The sequence below is a fragment of the Sphingomonas sp. SORGH_AS_0870 genome (assembly GCF_031453175.1).
Lineage (GTDB): Bacteria > Pseudomonadota > Alphaproteobacteria > Sphingomonadales > Sphingomonadaceae > Sphingomonas.
Genome location: NZ_JAVIYW010000002.1, coordinates 2,634,868 through 2,649,933 on the forward strand (window position 1 = coordinate 2,634,868; position 15,066 = coordinate 2,649,933).

At 68.3% G+C, this 15,066-nt stretch carries 18 protein-coding genes; 10 read left to right on the top strand and 8 right to left on the bottom strand.

What is annotated here, in order from left to right; genetic code table 11:
- Positions 1–7: 7 nt before the first annotated feature.
- Positions 8–1,372 (bottom strand): bifunctional UDP-N-acetylglucosamine diphosphorylase/glucosamine-1-phosphate N-acetyltransferase GlmU, encoded by a 1,365-nt coding sequence (gene glmU / locus QE363_RS12260; protein WP_309695607.1) that lies wholly within the window; start codon positions 1,370–1,372, stop codon positions 8–10.
- A gap of 63 nt (positions 1,373–1,435) precedes the next feature.
- Between glmU and QE363_RS12265 the strand changes: the two genes are divergently transcribed.
- Positions 1,436–2,128, top strand: coding sequence for an HAD-IA family hydrolase (locus tag QE363_RS12265; RefSeq protein WP_309695609.1), 693 nt, complete (start codon positions 1,436–1,438; stop codon positions 2,126–2,128).
- On the opposite strand, the gene QE363_RS12270 is transcribed toward QE363_RS12265, so the two are convergent.
- The 4 genes from QE363_RS12270 to QE363_RS12285 are packed head-to-tail and all read right to left on the bottom strand — an operon-like array spanning position 2,088 to position 4,665.
- Positions 2,088–3,128, bottom strand: coding sequence for a nucleotidyltransferase family protein (locus QE363_RS12270; RefSeq protein ID WP_309695612.1), 1,041 nt, complete (start codon positions 3,126–3,128; stop codon positions 2,088–2,090). The genes QE363_RS12265 and QE363_RS12270 overlap by 41 nt on opposite strands.
- A complete protein-coding gene (locus QE363_RS12275; RefSeq protein WP_309695615.1) occupies positions 3,113–3,958 on the bottom strand; it encodes an HprK-related kinase A in 846 nt (281 codons plus the stop codon). Before QE363_RS12275 ends, QE363_RS12270 begins: the two co-directional genes overlap by 16 nt.
- Positions 3,955–4,236 carry an HPr-rel-A system PqqD family peptide chaperone gene (locus tag QE363_RS12280; RefSeq protein WP_309695617.1) on the bottom strand — a complete coding sequence of 94 codons (282 nt, stop codon included), beginning with the start codon at positions 4,234–4,236 and terminating at the stop codon, positions 3,955–3,957. The genes QE363_RS12275 and QE363_RS12280 overlap by 4 nt, the downstream gene beginning before the upstream one ends.
- Positions 4,237–4,239: 3 nt before the next feature.
- The gene (locus QE363_RS12285) at positions 4,240–4,665 is read right to left on the bottom strand and encodes a hypothetical protein (RefSeq protein ID WP_405053183.1); all 426 of its coding nucleotides are present in this window, start codon (positions 4,663–4,665) and stop codon (positions 4,240–4,242) included.
- A gap of 127 nt (positions 4,666–4,792) precedes the next feature.
- On the opposite strand from QE363_RS12285, the gene QE363_RS12290 reads away from it, so the two are divergent.
- The 8 genes from QE363_RS12290 (at position 4,793) to QE363_RS12325 (ending at position 12,418) form a co-directional block, all read left to right on the top strand.
- Positions 4,793–6,037: an ATP-binding protein gene (locus tag QE363_RS12290; RefSeq protein WP_309695619.1), complete on the top strand. Its 1,245-nt coding sequence runs from the start codon at positions 4,793–4,795 to the stop codon at positions 6,035–6,037.
- A gap of 72 nt (positions 6,038–6,109) precedes the next feature.
- Complete coding sequence (locus tag QE363_RS12295) at positions 6,110–7,156, top strand: substrate-binding domain-containing protein (protein ID WP_309698196.1); 1,047 nt, start codon at positions 6,110–6,112, stop codon at positions 7,154–7,156.
- Entirely contained in the window at positions 7,153–8,529 is a 1,377-nt protein-coding gene (pstC, locus tag QE363_RS12300; protein ID WP_309695621.1) for a phosphate ABC transporter permease subunit PstC, read from the top strand. The genes QE363_RS12295 and pstC overlap by 4 nt, the downstream gene beginning before the upstream one ends.
- Before the next feature lie 52 nt (positions 8,530–8,581).
- Positions 8,582–9,796: a phosphate ABC transporter permease PstA gene (gene pstA, locus QE363_RS12305; protein WP_309695623.1), complete on the top strand. Its 1,215-nt coding sequence runs from the start codon at positions 8,582–8,584 to the stop codon at positions 9,794–9,796.
- The gene (pstB, locus tag QE363_RS12310) at positions 9,793–10,554 is read left to right on the top strand and encodes a phosphate ABC transporter ATP-binding protein PstB (RefSeq protein WP_307098956.1); all 762 of its coding nucleotides are present in this window, start codon (positions 9,793–9,795) and stop codon (positions 10,552–10,554) included. The genes pstA and pstB overlap by 4 nt, the downstream gene beginning before the upstream one ends.
- A gap of 11 nt (positions 10,555–10,565) precedes the next feature.
- The gene (gene phoU, locus QE363_RS12315) at positions 10,566–11,249 is read left to right on the top strand and encodes a phosphate signaling complex protein PhoU (RefSeq protein WP_307098958.1); all 684 of its coding nucleotides are present in this window, start codon (positions 10,566–10,568) and stop codon (positions 11,247–11,249) included.
- A 13-nt stretch (positions 11,250–11,262) separates the two neighbouring features.
- Positions 11,263–11,955 carry a phosphate regulon transcriptional regulator PhoB gene (gene phoB / locus QE363_RS12320; RefSeq protein WP_307098960.1) on the top strand — a complete coding sequence of 231 codons (693 nt, stop codon included), beginning with the start codon at positions 11,263–11,265 and terminating at the stop codon, positions 11,953–11,955.
- Between the two features lie 112 nt (positions 11,956–12,067).
- A complete protein-coding gene (locus QE363_RS12325) occupies positions 12,068–12,418 on the top strand; it encodes a hypothetical protein (protein ID WP_307098963.1) in 351 nt (116 codons plus the stop codon).
- Positions 12,419–12,488: 70 nt separating this feature from the next.
- Here the strand turns inward: QE363_RS12325 and QE363_RS12330 are convergent, their stop codons facing one another.
- Both QE363_RS12330 and epsC read right to left on the bottom strand, forming a co-directional pair.
- On the bottom strand, positions 12,489–12,821 hold the full coding sequence (locus QE363_RS12330) for a DUF2794 domain-containing protein (protein ID WP_309695627.1): 333 nt from the start codon (positions 12,819–12,821) through the stop codon (positions 12,489–12,491).
- Positions 12,821–13,504, bottom strand: coding sequence for a serine O-acetyltransferase EpsC (gene epsC / locus QE363_RS12335; protein WP_309695629.1), 684 nt, complete (start codon positions 13,502–13,504; stop codon positions 12,821–12,823). The genes QE363_RS12330 and epsC overlap by 1 nt, the downstream gene beginning before the upstream one ends.
- 151 nt (positions 13,505–13,655) lie before the next feature.
- Here epsC and QE363_RS12340 point away from each other — a divergent pair, with 151 nt between their 5' ends.
- The gene (locus QE363_RS12340; protein ID WP_387430957.1) at positions 13,656–14,423 is read left to right on the top strand and encodes a sulfite exporter TauE/SafE family protein; all 768 of its coding nucleotides are present in this window, start codon (positions 13,656–13,658) and stop codon (positions 14,421–14,423) included.
- Positions 14,424–14,474: 51 nt separating this feature from the next.
- On the opposite strand, the gene QE363_RS12345 is transcribed toward QE363_RS12340, so the two are convergent.
- The gene (locus tag QE363_RS12345; RefSeq protein ID WP_307098971.1) at positions 14,475–14,996 is read right to left on the bottom strand and encodes a carboxymuconolactone decarboxylase family protein; all 522 of its coding nucleotides are present in this window, start codon (positions 14,994–14,996) and stop codon (positions 14,475–14,477) included.
- Positions 14,997–15,066 lie beyond the last annotated feature (70 nt).

The window sequence follows — 15,066 nt, forward strand, 5'->3', positions numbered from 1 at the left end:
AAGCCCTTTACTCCCCAGCCTTTTTCGCGGCCTTCCTGGCCGTCATCATCTCTCTGAAACGCTTGGCCCAACCCGGCTTGGTCTGCCGCTCCGCCCGGACCAGCGCCAGCGCGTCGGCCTCGACATCGCTCGTCACGACCGAGCCCGCGCCGACGATCGCGCCTGCGCCCACCTGGACCGGGGCGACCAGCGCCGAGTTGGAACCGATGAACGCGCCCTCGCCGATCACGGTGCGATATTTGAGGAAGCCGTCATAATTGCAGGTGATCGTGCCCGCGCCGATATTGGCGTTCGCGCCGACCTCGGCATCGCCCAGATAGGTCAGGTGGTTCGCCTTGGCGCCGGGGCCGAGCACCGCCTTCTTCATCTCGACGAAATTGCCGACCCGTGCGCCCTCGCGCACATTGGCACCGGGGCGGAGACGCGCATAGGGGCCGATATCGGCGCCGCTCGCCACGGTCGCGCCCTCCAGATGGCTGAAGGCATGGATGGTCACGCCGTCCGCCACATGGACGCCCGGGCCGAAGACGACATGGGGTTCGATCACCACGTCGCGGCCGATCCGGGTGTCATGGGCGAACCACACCGTCTCCGGCGCGATCAGCGTGGCGCCGTCGGCCATCGCACGGGCGCGGCGACGGACCTGCCAGTCGCCCTCCACCACCGCCAGCTCGGCGCGGCTGTTGACGCCCGCCACTTCCCCGGCGCTCGTCTCGATCACCGCCGAAGGACGTCCATCGCCGGCCGCGAGCATGACGATATCGGGCAGATAATATTCGCCCGCCGCATTGTCGTTGCCGACCCGGTCGAGCAGGCCGAACAGGTCCTCCGAACGGACCGCCATCAGGCCGGAATTGCAAAGGGTTACGGCACGCTCTTCGGCACTGGCATCCTTGAACTCGACCATTCGGTCGATGCGTCCGTCGGCATCGGCGATCACCCGGCCATAAGCGGCGGGGTCGGCCGGTCGGAAACCGAGCACCACCGCCGCAGGACTGTCCGCCTCGGCCAGCCGCCCGATCATCCGGCGCATCGTCGCGGTCTCGACCAGCGGCACGTCGCCATACAGGATCAGCACATCGCCTATGAAGCCCGACAGTGCCTCGCGCGCCTGCGCCACCGCATGCGCCGTACCGAGCTGCTCGGCCTGAAGCGCGGTGCGCACGCCCAGCGGCGTCACGGCCGCCTCGACCTGCTCGCGCCCGGCGCCCGTCACCACGACCATGCGTTCGGGCGAGAGCGCCCCGACGCTGTCGATCAGGTGGAGCAGCATCGGCCGCCCGGCGATCGGGTGAAGGACCTTGTGCAGGTCGGACTTCATGCGGGTGCCCTTGCCCGCGGCAAGGATGATGGCGGCGACTGGTCTCGTCATGATGGTTGCGCCTGCCATGGATTTCTTGCCAAAGCCATACCGAGACTTGGCGCAGGATGGCTCATGGACGCGAATTCACCCGACCGTTTTCCCTTCTCCATCGTGGGCTTCGATCTGGACGGCACCTTGCTCGACACCAGCGGCGACCTAGCGGCGGCGGTCAATCATGCGCTGGCCTCGATCGGGCGTCCGGCCCTCGATGTCGAGGCGGTGAAGCCGATGATCGGCGGGGGTGCGCGGCGGATGCTGGAGCATGGGCTGGCGGCGACCGGGGGATGCGATACCGAGACGCTGGATGTTCTGCACCAGCGGCTGCTGAACCATTATGAGGCGCATCTGGCGGACTATACATGCCCTTTTCCGGGCACGCTGGCGGCGCTCGACGAACTGGCGCTGCGTGGCGTCCGGCTGGGCGTCATGACCAACAAGCTGGAACGCTTCGCGCGGGCGATCCTGGACGGGCTGGGGCTGACCGACCGGTTCGATGCAATCATCGGCGGCGATACGATGGGCGTCGCCAAGCCCTCGCCGGTCCCGATCCAGGCGCTCGTCGCCCGGTGCGGCGGCGGGGCGGCGGCCTTTGTCGGCGATTCGATCTTCGACGTGCAGGCCGCCAAGGCCGCCGGCCTGCCGGTGATCGCCTGTTCCTTCGGCTTCCTCAGCCAGCCGGTCGAGACGCTGGGCGCCGATGCGATCATCGACGGCTATGACAGCCTCATCCCGACGCTGGAGCGGCTCGCGCCTTCCGTCCCTTGATCCACAGGTGCAGCAGGAGGAGCGGCAGGGGCATCCGGATCAGGTGCGAACGCAGATAGAAGGCCAGGCGGGTCAGGGGATGCCGCCCGCGTCCCCAGCCGTCACGCGCCAGGATGCGGCGACGATAGAGACGGTCGGCGAGCGTCAGCGCCTGCCATTGCGGCGGCACGGGCGTGCCGAACAGCGCATGGCTCAGCCGCATCGCGCGGGCGACGGCTCGGTCCAGTCCGTGATGGCGGGCCCGCTCGGCCAGCCCCTCGCAGCCCCCTTCGTCGACCAGCGCATGGATATCCCAGAGATTGCGCAGCCCGCCCGTCAGGTCGCCATCGGCGAACAGATGCGCAGCAGCATGGACGATCATGTCGAGGTGCGACAACACGGCCAGCCCTTTGGCCAGCGGCACCGCCCCCGCGATTAGCCCGGCCGCGTCGGGCTTGGGTCGCGCAGTCGGGGGCAGGATCGTGTGATGCACGTCGAGCATCCGGTCGCGGTCGCGATGGATCAGCGGCGGCAGCTCGTGCATCCATCGCCGGTAGTAACGATCGTCATAGGGGTCGGGCTTGACCCACTCCCATCCCGCCTCGATCAGCCGGGCCTCGGCCCGGGCCAGATCGGCCTGGGGCAGCAATATGTCGCAATCGCCGATCGATCGCCCGCACCCCGCCGCCAGCCCCGCCGCCACGAAGGCCGTTCCCTTCAGCAGGATGACCGGACGACCCAGCGGGGCCAGCGCATGGGCGACGCGGTTCGCCTCCCACAGCGCCGCGCGTCGTCCTTCCTCAGCCGCAGCCTTCGCATCGGCCAGGCACAGGGCGACGCGCGGCGGCAGGTTCAATCCGTCCAGCCGATAGGCCAGCGTGCCGATCAGCAGCTCGGCCCGTGCTACGGTCAGCACCGCCGTCCAGTCACCCGCCGTCAGATGCCGCGCACACCCCGGCTCGCGCAGCAGGGCGATCAGCCGCTCGGCGGGGGGCAGAGCGGGCGTCACAGCGCGGCCCATAGTGTCTCCACGGCGGCGATCCCCGCTTCGCCATCGGGATAATCGACGGCCACCGCCGGAACCTCGGCACGCAGGCGGGTCAGGGCGCGAAACCCCGGCTCGCCCATCGCGACATAATTGGTCGACGCCTGGGTCAGCCGCACGAAACATTCGGCCGGAGGCAGCGGGCGGATCGCCGACGGGAAGCCGAAACGGGGAAACAGCAACAGGGCGGGCCGCGCGGGTTCGTCCATCGCGGCGATGGCGGCGGGGTGGGGCGCGACATGGCGGATGTCGCCCTTGGGCGTTCCCGACAGCAGAGGTCCTGTGACCCGGCCTGCCGGAATGGCCGCCAGGCTCTCATTCTTCAGGCTGACCGGGCGGGGGAAGGGAAAGGCGAGCCCCGATGCGGGATCGATCAGCGCGAATTCGTCGCCCATGAACCGCCAGCCCCGCTCGGCAAGGAGCAGCGCCAGCGTCGACTTGCCCGCACCGGAGATGCCGCTCATCACGATGGCCTTGCTGCCGCGCGCCACGACCGAGGCATGGAGCAGCAAATGCCGTCGATGCCCCAGTGCCATTTGCAGGTTCATGCCCAGCTCGGCCGCCAGCAACCCCTGGGCCAGCGGCAGCGGCGCCGCCTCCGGCAAGCGATAATCGCCGCCGATATGGATGGAGGGCCGAAGCCACCGCCGCCAGGGCTGCCCCGCCTCCAGTCGCACGCTGAAATCGGCAAATTCGGCACGCGGATAATCGCGGTACAGCGCCTCGACCGCCGCGATCGGCCCCCGCCAGTCGGAGCCGATGCGAAAGCCGACCGGCCCGACGCGCAGGGTCGTCCGATACCTCATACCCGCTCGACCAGCCCCGCCGCCTCCAGCTCGGCCAGCCGGGCCAGCAGCATCGCCTCGGCATCGCCCGGCTCGCCCAGATCGAAATCCCGCGACAGCCGGGCCAGCAGCGCCCCGGCGTCCAGCGGCGCATCCGCCAGCGCGCGCAGGATCTGCGGCGCGGGTTCGGTCAGCAAGTGGGTGATGCCCGACGGCCGGTGGAAGACGGCGGTGAACATGTCCAGCGGCTCGACCAGCAACAGCTCCGCCCCCGCCGCGCGGTAGCGCGGAGCGGCCATGCGTCAGCCGCCCGGCATCTGGAGCGAGGCATAGCAGGTGAAGCCGCCCTGCCCCCGCTGCAACCGGCGGATATAGTTGAGATAGGCCCGGTTGCTGAGCGAGTTGGAATTGGGGAGCTGGCCGCCCTGCAGGGCGCGCTTCACTTCCTCGCCGGTATAGGGGCGGCCGGGGGGCGCGAACGAACCCTGCGTGCGCGCGGGCACGGTGGACCCGTCGCGCGCGATATAGCTGCCCGCGCGCCCCGGATCGGGAACGGGAATCTGGCAGTTCAGCACCGAGCCCGTCGTCTGCGCCAGCGCGGGGCGGATCGCGACCACCGTGCTCACCCCGATCGCCCCCAGCATCAGCGCGCGGCGGCTGGATGTGGCGGCACGCGACGGCTCGGGGCCGTCATCGTCGGTCCGGTAGGGCTGGGGCGTCTCGTCCATGTGAAGCGGATGTCCCATATTCGCGCTTTCGCGACAAGCACCTGTGCGATCCCGCCTGCCCCGCATCGGGAGAGGGCGGATGTTGCGGGAAGACAGGGGGAGCCGCGCCCGCTACATCGGCGACATCATGGGATTCGGCATTCGCACCTTGTGGGGCATCGTGGTGGCGGTGGTCGCTGCGGTAGTGGTGTTCCTGACCGCCGGGCCGGGACCCGCCATCATCACGCTGGTCGGCGGGATCGCCGCCGCGCTGGTCGCGAGCGAGGGCGAGGCGACCGGCGCGGAAGAGGACGACAGGCAGATCGAGGACGGCGATACGCTGTCACCCCTGCTGACCGAGGCATTGGACGCCATCGTCGAGCCAGTGCTGCTGATCGAACGCGGCCGGGTGACGCTGGCCAACCGCGCCGCCCGCACGCTGCTGGGCGCGCATATCGTCGGTGAGGATGCGCGGATCGCCATCCGCCATCCCGCCGCCGCCGCCGAACGGTTGATGGCTCCGGGCGCGACCGCCCCCGACCATCCCATTTCGCTCGTCGGGCTCGGCTCGCTCGACCATCGCTGGGAGATGCGGCTGGCCGATACCAGCAGCGGGCAGCGGATCGTCCATCTGATCGACCAGACCGCCCACGACGCAGCCGAGCGGATGCGCGTCGATTTCGTCGCCAATGCCAGCCACGAACTGCGCACCCCCCTCGCCTCGATCCTGGGGTTCATCGAGACGCTGGGCGACGAGGCGGGCGAGGATGCCGAAATTCGCGCGCGGTTCCTGAAGGTGATGTTCGACGAGGCGCGCCGGATGCAGCGGCTGGTCGAGGACCTGATCTCGCTCAGCCGGATCGAAGCGGACAAATATCGCCAGCCCGCCCAGCCGGTCGCCATGGCCGACCTGGTCCAGCATGTCTGGGACGAGTTTCTCGACTCCGGCTCGCCGCGGGCCGAGGATATCGACTGCGATGTGGCCGAAGGGTTGCCGCCGATCGCGGGCGACCGTGCGCAATTGTCGCAGATGCTCCACAATCTGATCGGCAATGCGATGAAATATGGGCGCGCCGACACCCCGGTGCGCGTCACGCTGGACCGCGACGGGCCCATGCTGCGCCTGACGGTGGCGGACCGGGGCGAGGGCATCGCGCCGGGGCATATCCCCCGCCTGACCGAGCGTTTCTACCGCGTCGATTCGGGGCGGAGCCGCAGCATCGGCGGCACCGGGCTGGGGCTCGCGATCGTCAAGCATATCGTCGAGCGGCATCGCGGACGGCTGGATATCGCCAGCGAGGTCGGGGTGGGAACGACCGTCACCGTCCGCCTGCCCCCGATAAAATCCAGCGAGAAACCCGTTTCCGAGGGCACTGTCACAAAACCGCAATAGAAATGTCACACGGAGGTCCGGTGGGCGTGGCAGCGCCGGTCCACACCCGTTCCGGTGTGCTCAAGGATCATGATGCGCCTGCCCTGCCTTCTCGCCGCGATCGTCGCGCTGGCGGCCTGTCACGATCAGGCCAATGGCGGCGGTGCGGGCGTGCGGGATCAGATCACGGCGGTCGGCTCCTCCACCGTCTATCCCTTCACGACCATCATCGCCGAGCGTTTCGTCACCGCCGATCCCGATGCCAAGGCGCCGGTGATCGAATCGACGGGCACGGGCGCGGGCATGAAGCTGTTCTGCGCCGGGATCGGCGCGGCGCATCCCGATATCGAAAACGCCTCGCGTCGGATGAAGGCCACCGAATATCGAGATTGCGCCGCGCATGGCGCGGCCGCGCTGCTGGAGATTCCCATCGGGATCGACGGCATCGCCTTTGCCGAATCGAAGCGCGGTCCGCGCATGGCGCTGAGCACGGTCGACATTTACCGGGCGCTCGCGGCGCATCCCGGCGGGCGGCCCAACACGGCGCGAACCTGGCATGACGTCAATCCCGCCCTGCCCGCCATTCCGATCCAGGTCTATGGCCCCCCCGCGACCAGCGGCACGCGCGACGCGCTGGCCGAGCTGATCCTGATGCGCGGGTGCGATGCGGTCGAACCGGGTGCGGCGGCGCTGGCGCATCGCGATCCCGATGCCCATCGCCTGCTCTGCACCCGCGTCCGCGACGACGGTGCCTATATCGATGCGGGCGAGAACGACAATCTGATCGTCCAGAAGCTGCAATCCAACCCCGATGCGCTCGGCGTGTTCGGCTATTCCTATCTCGAGGAAAACCGCAACACGGTGAACGGAGTGGCGATCGACGGCATCGCCCCCAGCTATGAGGCGATCGCCGCCGACCACTATCCGGGTTCGCGGCTGCTCTATCTCTACGTCAAGAAGGCGCATCTCGATGCCATTCCGGGGCTGCGCCAGTTCCTGTCGCTCTATGCCGCCAATTGGGGGCGTGGCGGGCCGCTGGTCCGGCGTGGGCTGATCGCGGCGCCCGTTGGGGTCCAGGCACGGGCGCGGTCGATCATCGCGAACGAGACCGTCCTCGATCCGGCGACTCTGCCGTCATGAACGGCGTCATCCTTCTGGTCCTGATCGTCGGATTGGGTGTCATCGCCTGGGCGACCACGCGGATGCGCGCGCTCGGCTTTCGGCGGCGGACGGGCGGACGGGTCCGCTCGCTGCCGCATCATCATGGCTGGTATGTCGCGCTGTGGACCGCCGCGCCGCCGCTGATCTTCCTGGCTGTCTGGGCCGCGACCTCGCCCGCGCTCGTCACCGACATGGTGCTGGGCACGCCCGCCGCCGGACAGTTACCGCCGCCGGGCTTCGAGCGCGCGGCGATCCTGTCCGAAGCACGGGCGCTGGCCGCCGGACAGGCGCACGGGGCCTTCCATACGCTTTCGCGCACCCTGGCCCCCGCTTACGCGACCGCCCAGACGCGCATCGACTGGATCGCGACCGCCATCGTCCTGCTGCTCGCGCTGGCGGGCGGCGCCTATGCCTATCTGCGGGTCCGACCCGAATTTTCGGCGCGGACGCGGATCGAGCGGGTGGTGCTGGGGCTGCTGCTCGGCGCCTCGCTCATTGCGATCCTGACGACCGCCGGGATCGTCGCTTCGCTGCTGTACGAGGCCGGGCGCTTCTTTTCGGTGGTGCCCATCACCGACTTCCTGTTCGGCACGCATTGGAGCCCGCAGGTCATCGATCCTCGCGATCCGGGCGCGTCGCTGGGCGCGGTGCCGCTGTTCTGGGGGACGTTCTTCATCGGCGCGGTGATCGCGATGGCGGTGGCCATTCCGTTCGGACTGATGAGCGCCATCTACCTCACCCAATATGCCCGGCCGCGCGCGCGCCGAATCATGAAGCCGGTGCTGGAGGTGCTCGCGGGCATCCCGACCGTCGTCTATGGCTATTTCGCCGCACTGATCGTCGCGCCCGCCGTCCGCCAGTTCGCGGTGTCGATCGGCATCGAATGGGCATCGTCGGAAAGCGCGCTGGCGGCCGGGCTGGTCATGGGGGTGATGATCATCCCCTTCGTCTCGTCCATGGCCGACGACAGCCTGGCGGCGGTGCCCGATTCGATGCGCGACGGCAGCCTGGCGATGGGGGCGACCCCGTCCGAGACGATCACCCGCGTCATGCTGCCCGCCGCCCTGCCCGGCGTGGTCGGCGGCGTCCTGCTGGCGGTCAGTCGCGCGATCGGCGAGACGATGATCGTCGTCATGGCGGCAAGCGGGGTTGCGACCCTGACCGCCAATCCCTTCGCCAGCACCACGACCGTCACCCGCCAGATCGTCGACCTGCTGACCGGCGAGGCGGAGTTCGACAGCCCCAAGACGCTCGCCGCCTTCGCGCTGGGGCTGACGCTGTTCGTCATCACGCTGCTGCTCAACATCATCGCGCTGAGCGTGGTGAAGCGTTACCGGGAAACCTATGAATAGCCCGCCCCCTTCCCCGGCGGACGACGCCCCCACCATCTGGAACAGCCCCGCCATGACGCGCCGCCTGCGCCGTCGCTATGCGGCGGAGCGGCGGTTCCGGTTGATCGGCATGGCGGCGGTCGCCCTGTCGGCGGCGTTCCTGGCCTTTCTGCTGATCACCATGGTGGCGCAGGGGATTGGCGGCTTTACCCAGACGCGCGTCACCCTGCCCGTCGACCTGGCCGCCGCCGAACTGCCGGTCGAGCCCGCCCGGCTGAAGGGGCGCGGTGCCGACCTCGCGCTGGCGGGTGCGGGGCTGGAGCATGCGGTCGACGGCGCGGCGACCCTGGCCTTCGACGCCGACGGCACCGACCTGTTGTCGCCGGGTGCGTGGATCGTGGTGCGCGATGCGGTCAAGGCGGACCCGGCCCTGTTGCGCGGCACCACGCGCTTCTCGCTGCCCGTCGCCAGCGCCTATGACGTCGCCGCCAAGGGCGAAGGCACGCCCGAGGCCGAGGCGGTGGTCGCGCGGCTCAAGGCCCGCGGCGTCCTGTCGACCGGGTGGAACCTGACCTTCCTGACCGACGCCGATGCGACCGATCCGACCCGTGTCGGCATCTGGGGCGCGGCCAAGGGATCGCTGCTGACCATGCTGGTCACGCTGGCGCTGGCCTTCCCGATCGGGGTGCTCGCCGCGCTCTATCTGGAGGAATATGCGCCGAAGAACCGCTGGACCGACCTGATCGAGGTGTCGATCAACAATCTTGCGGCGGTCCCGTCGATCATCTTCGGCCTGCTGGGGCTGGCTGTGTTCCTGGGCACCTTCGGCCTGCCGCGTTCGGCACCGCTCGTCGGCGGACTGACGCTGGCGCTGATGACGATGCCGGTCATCGTGATCGCCGGGCGCAACGCGATCAAGGCGGTGCCGCCGTCGATCCGCGACGCGGCGCTGGCGATCGGCGCCTCGCGGGTGCAGGTCATCTTCCACCATGTCCTGCCGCTCGCGCTGCCCGGCATCCTGACCGGCACGATCATCGGCATGGCCCGCGCGCTGGGCGAGACGGCGCCGCTGCTGATGATCGGCATGCGCGCCTTCATCGCCGCGCCGCCGCAGGGGCTGACCGATCCGGCGACGGTGCTGCCGGTGCAGATCTTCCTGTGGTCCGATCAGGTCGATCGCGGCTTCATCGAAAAGACCTCCGCGGCGATCATCGTCCTGCTCGTCTTCCTGCTCGCGATGAACGGGCTGGCCATTTACCTCCGCAATCGGTTCGAGACACGCTGGTGAGCATTCCCAAGATAACCGCGCGCAACGTCAGCGTGTCCTACGGCGCCAAGCAGGCGATCCACGACATTTCGATCGATGTCGAACGGGATCACGTCATCGCCTTTATCGGCCCGTCGGGCTGCGGCAAGTCGACCTTCCTGCGCACGCTCAACCGGATGAACGACACCATCCCCTCGGCGCGGGTGTCGGGGGACGTGCGGCTGGACGGGCAGGACATCTATGCGCCCGAGATGGACGTGGTGCAGTTGCGCGCCCGCGTCGGCATGGTGTTCCAGAAGCCCAACCCCTTCCCCAAGTCGATCTACGAGAATGTCGCCTATGGTCCGCGCATCCACGGACTGGCCGCGTCACGCGGCGAACTCGACATGATCGTGGAGCGCTCGCTGACCCGCGCCGGGCTGTGGAACGAGGTGAAGGACCGGCTGTCCGAAAGCGGCACCGCGCTGTCGGGCGGGCAGCAGCAGCGTCTGTGCATCGCGCGCGCCATCGCGGTCGACCCCGAGGTGATCCTGATGGACGAGCCGTGCAGCGCGCTCGACCCGATCGCGACCGCGCGGATCGAGGAGCTGATCCACGACCTGCGCGGCCGCTACGCCATCGCGATCGTCACCCACAACATGCAACAGGCGGCCCGCGTGTCGCAGCGCACCGCCTTTTTCCATCTCGGCACGCTCGTCGAGTACGGGAAGACGTCCGACATCTTCACGAACCCGAAGGAAGAGCGGACGAAGGACTATATTACCGGCCGTTACGGCTGAGGACGAGGATCATGGACCACACCGTAAAGGCATTCGACAACGATATCGGCCGCTTGCGCGGGCTGATCAGCCAGATGGGCGGATTGGCCGAGGAAGCGATCGCCAATGCGATCCGCGCGCTGCAACGCTCCGATCTGGAGCTGGCGCGCAAGGTCCGCGAGGACGACAAGGCGATCGACCTGATCGAGGCGGAGGTCGAGCGGCTGGCGGTGCGCACCATCGCGCTGCGCGCGCCGATGGCCAACGACCTGCGCGAGGTCGTCGCCGCGCTGAAGATCGCCAGCGTCGTCGAGCGGATCGGCGACTATGCCAAGAACATCGCCAAGCGCGTGCCGATGATCGAGAGCGAGGACAGGATCGAGCCCGTCTCCATCCTGCCCGCCATGGCCAAGATCGCCTCGGCGATGGTCCATGACGTGCTCGACGCCTTTGCGGCGCGCGATGCCGAGGCGGCGGTCCGGGTCCGCGACAGCGACAACGCACTCGACGATTTCTACGATTCCATCTTCCGCACGCTCGTCACCCATATGGTTGAGAATCCCAAGACGATCGGACAGGTCGCGCACCTGCTGTTCATCGCCAAGAATCTCGAACGCATCGGCGACCATGCGACGAACGTCGCGGAGATGGTCTATTTCGCCGCTACCGGTACCCAGATGGGTGAGCGGGATCGCGGCGGTACTTGGCCTTCTTGAGGGAACAGGCACCATGGCACGGGTAAAGATGTTGCTGGTCGAAGACGATGCCGCGCTGGCGGAACTGCTCGTCTTCCATTTCAAGCGCGAGGATTTCGAGGTCGCCCACACGCCCGACGGCGAGGAGGCGCTGTTGCTGGCGCGCGAGAGCACGCCCGACATCGTCCTGCTCGACTGGATGGTCGAGGGGATTTCGGGGATCGAGGTCTGCCGCCGCCTGCGCCGTTCGCCCGAAACCGCGAACGTGCCGATCATCATGCTGACCGCACGCGGCGAGGAAGAGGACCGGGTGCGCGGGCTGGAGACGGGTGCGGACGATTATGTCACCAAGCCCTTCTCCCCACGCGAGCTGGTCGCGCGCGTCGGCGCGGTGCTGCGCCGCGTGCGCCCGGCGCTGGCGGGCGAGGCGCTGACCTATGCCGATATCGAGATGGACACGGTCGGCCACAAGGTCCGCCGCGCGGGCGAGGTCGTCTCGCTCGGGCCGACCGAGTTCCGCCTCCTGAAGCATTTCCTGGAACATCCCGGCTGGGTCTTCTCGCGCGAGCGACTGCTCGACGCGGTATGGGGTCACGATTCGGATATCGAGAGCCGGACGGTCGACGTCCATATCCGCCGTCTGCGAAAGGCGATCAATGTCGGCGACCGGCCCGATATCATCCGCACCGTGCGCTCGGCGGGCTATTCGCTCGACGCCGGCGGCTGAACGTGAACGAGCCGTCAGAATTGGGCCGGGTGCGAAACGATGGAGCCAAGTCGCGGGTGGGGCGTTCAATCCACCGCGCTAACGCACTTGCGCTTCTGAACAGGAGATTCGCATGAAGCTCGTAATTCTGGCGGCCGCCACGCTGATGGCAGCCCCCGCCCTCGCCCAGACGACCACCCAGGCAGACGCCACGGCCCAGGCCGGTGCCAGCACCGGACAGACCGGCACCACCGCGTCGGCCGACGCCTCGATGCAGGCCAGTGCCTCGGCCGGGACGGAGACGCCGGGCGGCTATCAGCCCGCGCAGCCGCCGATGGCGTCGCCCCCCGCCCCCGGCGTGCCGGTCATCTTCAAACAGGCGCCGAGCCCCGAACAGGCCTATCCGGCCCCGGCCGCGCTGAAGAGCTATCCGATCTGCAAGAAGGGCCAGTTCGACCAGTGTCGCCAGCGCGGCGGCAAGTGATCGCCTGACCCGATTGCTCCGACGAAGCGCCGATCCTCTCACGAGGGTCGGCGTTTTACTGTCGGTGCGGCTATTCCTCGACCAGCTTCATCAGGCGGCGCTCGACCGGCGCCAGCACCGGCCCCAGCTCATGCCCGCGCTTCAGCACCGCCCCGGTCTCGCCGATCAGCGCCCACATGCCCTGGCGGTTGCGCAGTGCCGGGCGCTTCTCGATCCGGTATTCGGGCCGCTCAGCAGTGCGGCGAAAGGCCGAGAAGATCGCGGCGTCGCGCCCCAGGTCCATCGCATAGTCGCGCCAGTGTCCCGCCGCGACCATCCGGCCATACAGGTCGAGGATACGGTTCAGCTCGGCACGCTCGAACCCCACTTGCCCCGGTGCCTTCGGAAACGGGACGATCCCCATCAGGCGCGGTCACGCTCGATATTCTGTTCGGCCAGCAACGTGTCGAGCTGTCGCCGCAGCGTGTCCAGCTCGCACCGCAGCATCTCGATCTTCTGGGTCTGGGGGTCGAACACCTCCGAACAGGGCGTGCCATAGGGGACGAAGCGCTTCTCGGGTGCCGCGCCGCCCTCGACCATCGTCGGCCTTGCCGGAATGCCGACCATCACCGCGCCCTCGGGCACGTCACGGGTGACGACCGCATTGGCCCCCACCCGTGCGCGCGGCCCGATCGTGATCGGGCCGAGCACCTGCGCGCCCGATCCGACGATCGAACCGTCCATCAGCGTCGGATGGCGCTTGCCCGCCACGCCATTGTCGGGGCTGGTCCCGCCCAGCGTCACGCATTGATAGATGGTGACGTCGTCGCCGATCTCCGCCGTCTCGCCGATCACGACGAAGCCATGGTCGATGAAGAAATTCCGCCCGATCTTCGCACCCGGATGGATGTCGATCGCGGTCAGGAAGCGGGTGAAATGGTTGACCAGCCGCGCGAGGAAGAAGGCGCGCGACCGGTAGAGCCGATGCGCCACCCGGTGCCCCGCCAAGGCCCAGACGCCCGGATAGAGCAGGATCTCGGCGCGCGAGTGCGGAGCGGGGTCACGAGCCCGGATCGAATCGAGATAAGCGGCCAATCGGCTCGGCATGAGCATGTCCCCAGATGCGATACCGGCATTTAAGCACGGCTTTTCCTGAATTCCAGATAGGCGTGGAACCTTGGCGGACGCGACAAAGTCTATCTTTGTTGCAGCCACGCTTCGGGCACGGCATGGGCCGGGCGTCACAGGGTAAGGAGAGATGATGGACCCGACCAGTAGCGAATGGATCCATATCCTGCCCTTTATCGGCGTCGGCTTTGCCGCTCAGGTGGTCGATGGCGCTTTGGGCATGGCGTTCGGGGTGATTTCCAATACCCTGCTGATCAGCTTGGGCGTTCCCCCGGCGGCCGCGTCGGCGGGGGTCCACAGCGTCGAGACCTTCACGACCGCCGTATCGGGGATCAGCCATGCGGTGCATCGCAACGTCAACTGGCGGCTGTTCCTCCGGTTGATGATTCCGGGCGTCATCGGCGGCGCTCTGGGCGCCTATGTCCTGTCCAATATCGACGCGGCGGTGGTGAAGCCGTTCATCCTCGCCTATCTGACCGCGATCGGCGTCTATCTCCTGATCCGTGCCTGGCGGCACAAGGCGCATAGCCGCGAGCCGAAGGTGGTCGAGCCGCTGGGCTTTCTCGGCGGGTTTCTCGATGCGGCGGGCGGCGGCGGATGGGGGCCGGTCGTGACCTCCAACCTGCTGGCCCAGGGCGCGGCCCCGCGGACGACGATCGGGACGGTCAACACCGCCGAGTTCTTCCTGACCGCGACGATCTCGGCGACCTTCATCACCCAGCTGGGTTGGGAGGCGTTCACCATGGCGACGGTCGGGCTGCTGATCGGCGGTATCTGCGCCGCGCCGTTCGGTGCGATGCTGGCCAAGCGCGTGCCCGCGCGGGTCTTGCTGACGCTGGTTGGCGTCATCCTGACCCTGACCAGCCTTTGGGGTTTCTACCAGGCCATGAAGGGCTGACCTGCAAGAGCGATGGGGCGCCCGGCCAATGCCGGCGCGCCCCTCGACCGGTTACGCGATCGCCGCATGGACGGTCGCCACCGCCTGCATCACCGCCGCGATACGGACCGAGGTCTGGATGACCTCTGCCGTGACGCCCGCCTTCTTCAGCACCGCCTCATGCGCGTCGATGCACATGCCGCAGCCGTTCATCGCCGACACAGCGAGGCTGAACAGCTCGAAATCGATCTTGTCGATGCCCGGCGCGCCGATCACGTTCATGCGCAGCTTGGCGGGCATGTTGCGATATTCCTGGTTCCCGGCCAAGTGCGTGAAGCGGTAATAGACATTGTTCATCGCCATCACCGCGGCGGCCGCGCGCGCCGCATTGGCCGCCTCGGCCGACAGCTTGGGAGCGCATTCGGCTTCCGCCGCCTCGACCAGCGGCTTGTGGCCCGAGCCATGCGCACAGGCGAGCAGCAGGCCGTATTTGCGCTGGTCGTTCAGCACCGGCTCGTTGATCAGCGAGCCGACGTTCAGGCGGATGTCCTTGGCGAAATCGGGCAGCTGCCCGGCAAATTCCTTGAGCGACATGGATGGAAGGCTCCAGATATGCGACGCCCCAGTCCGGGCCGTCGATCGCACGGGACCGACGACCCTCGCC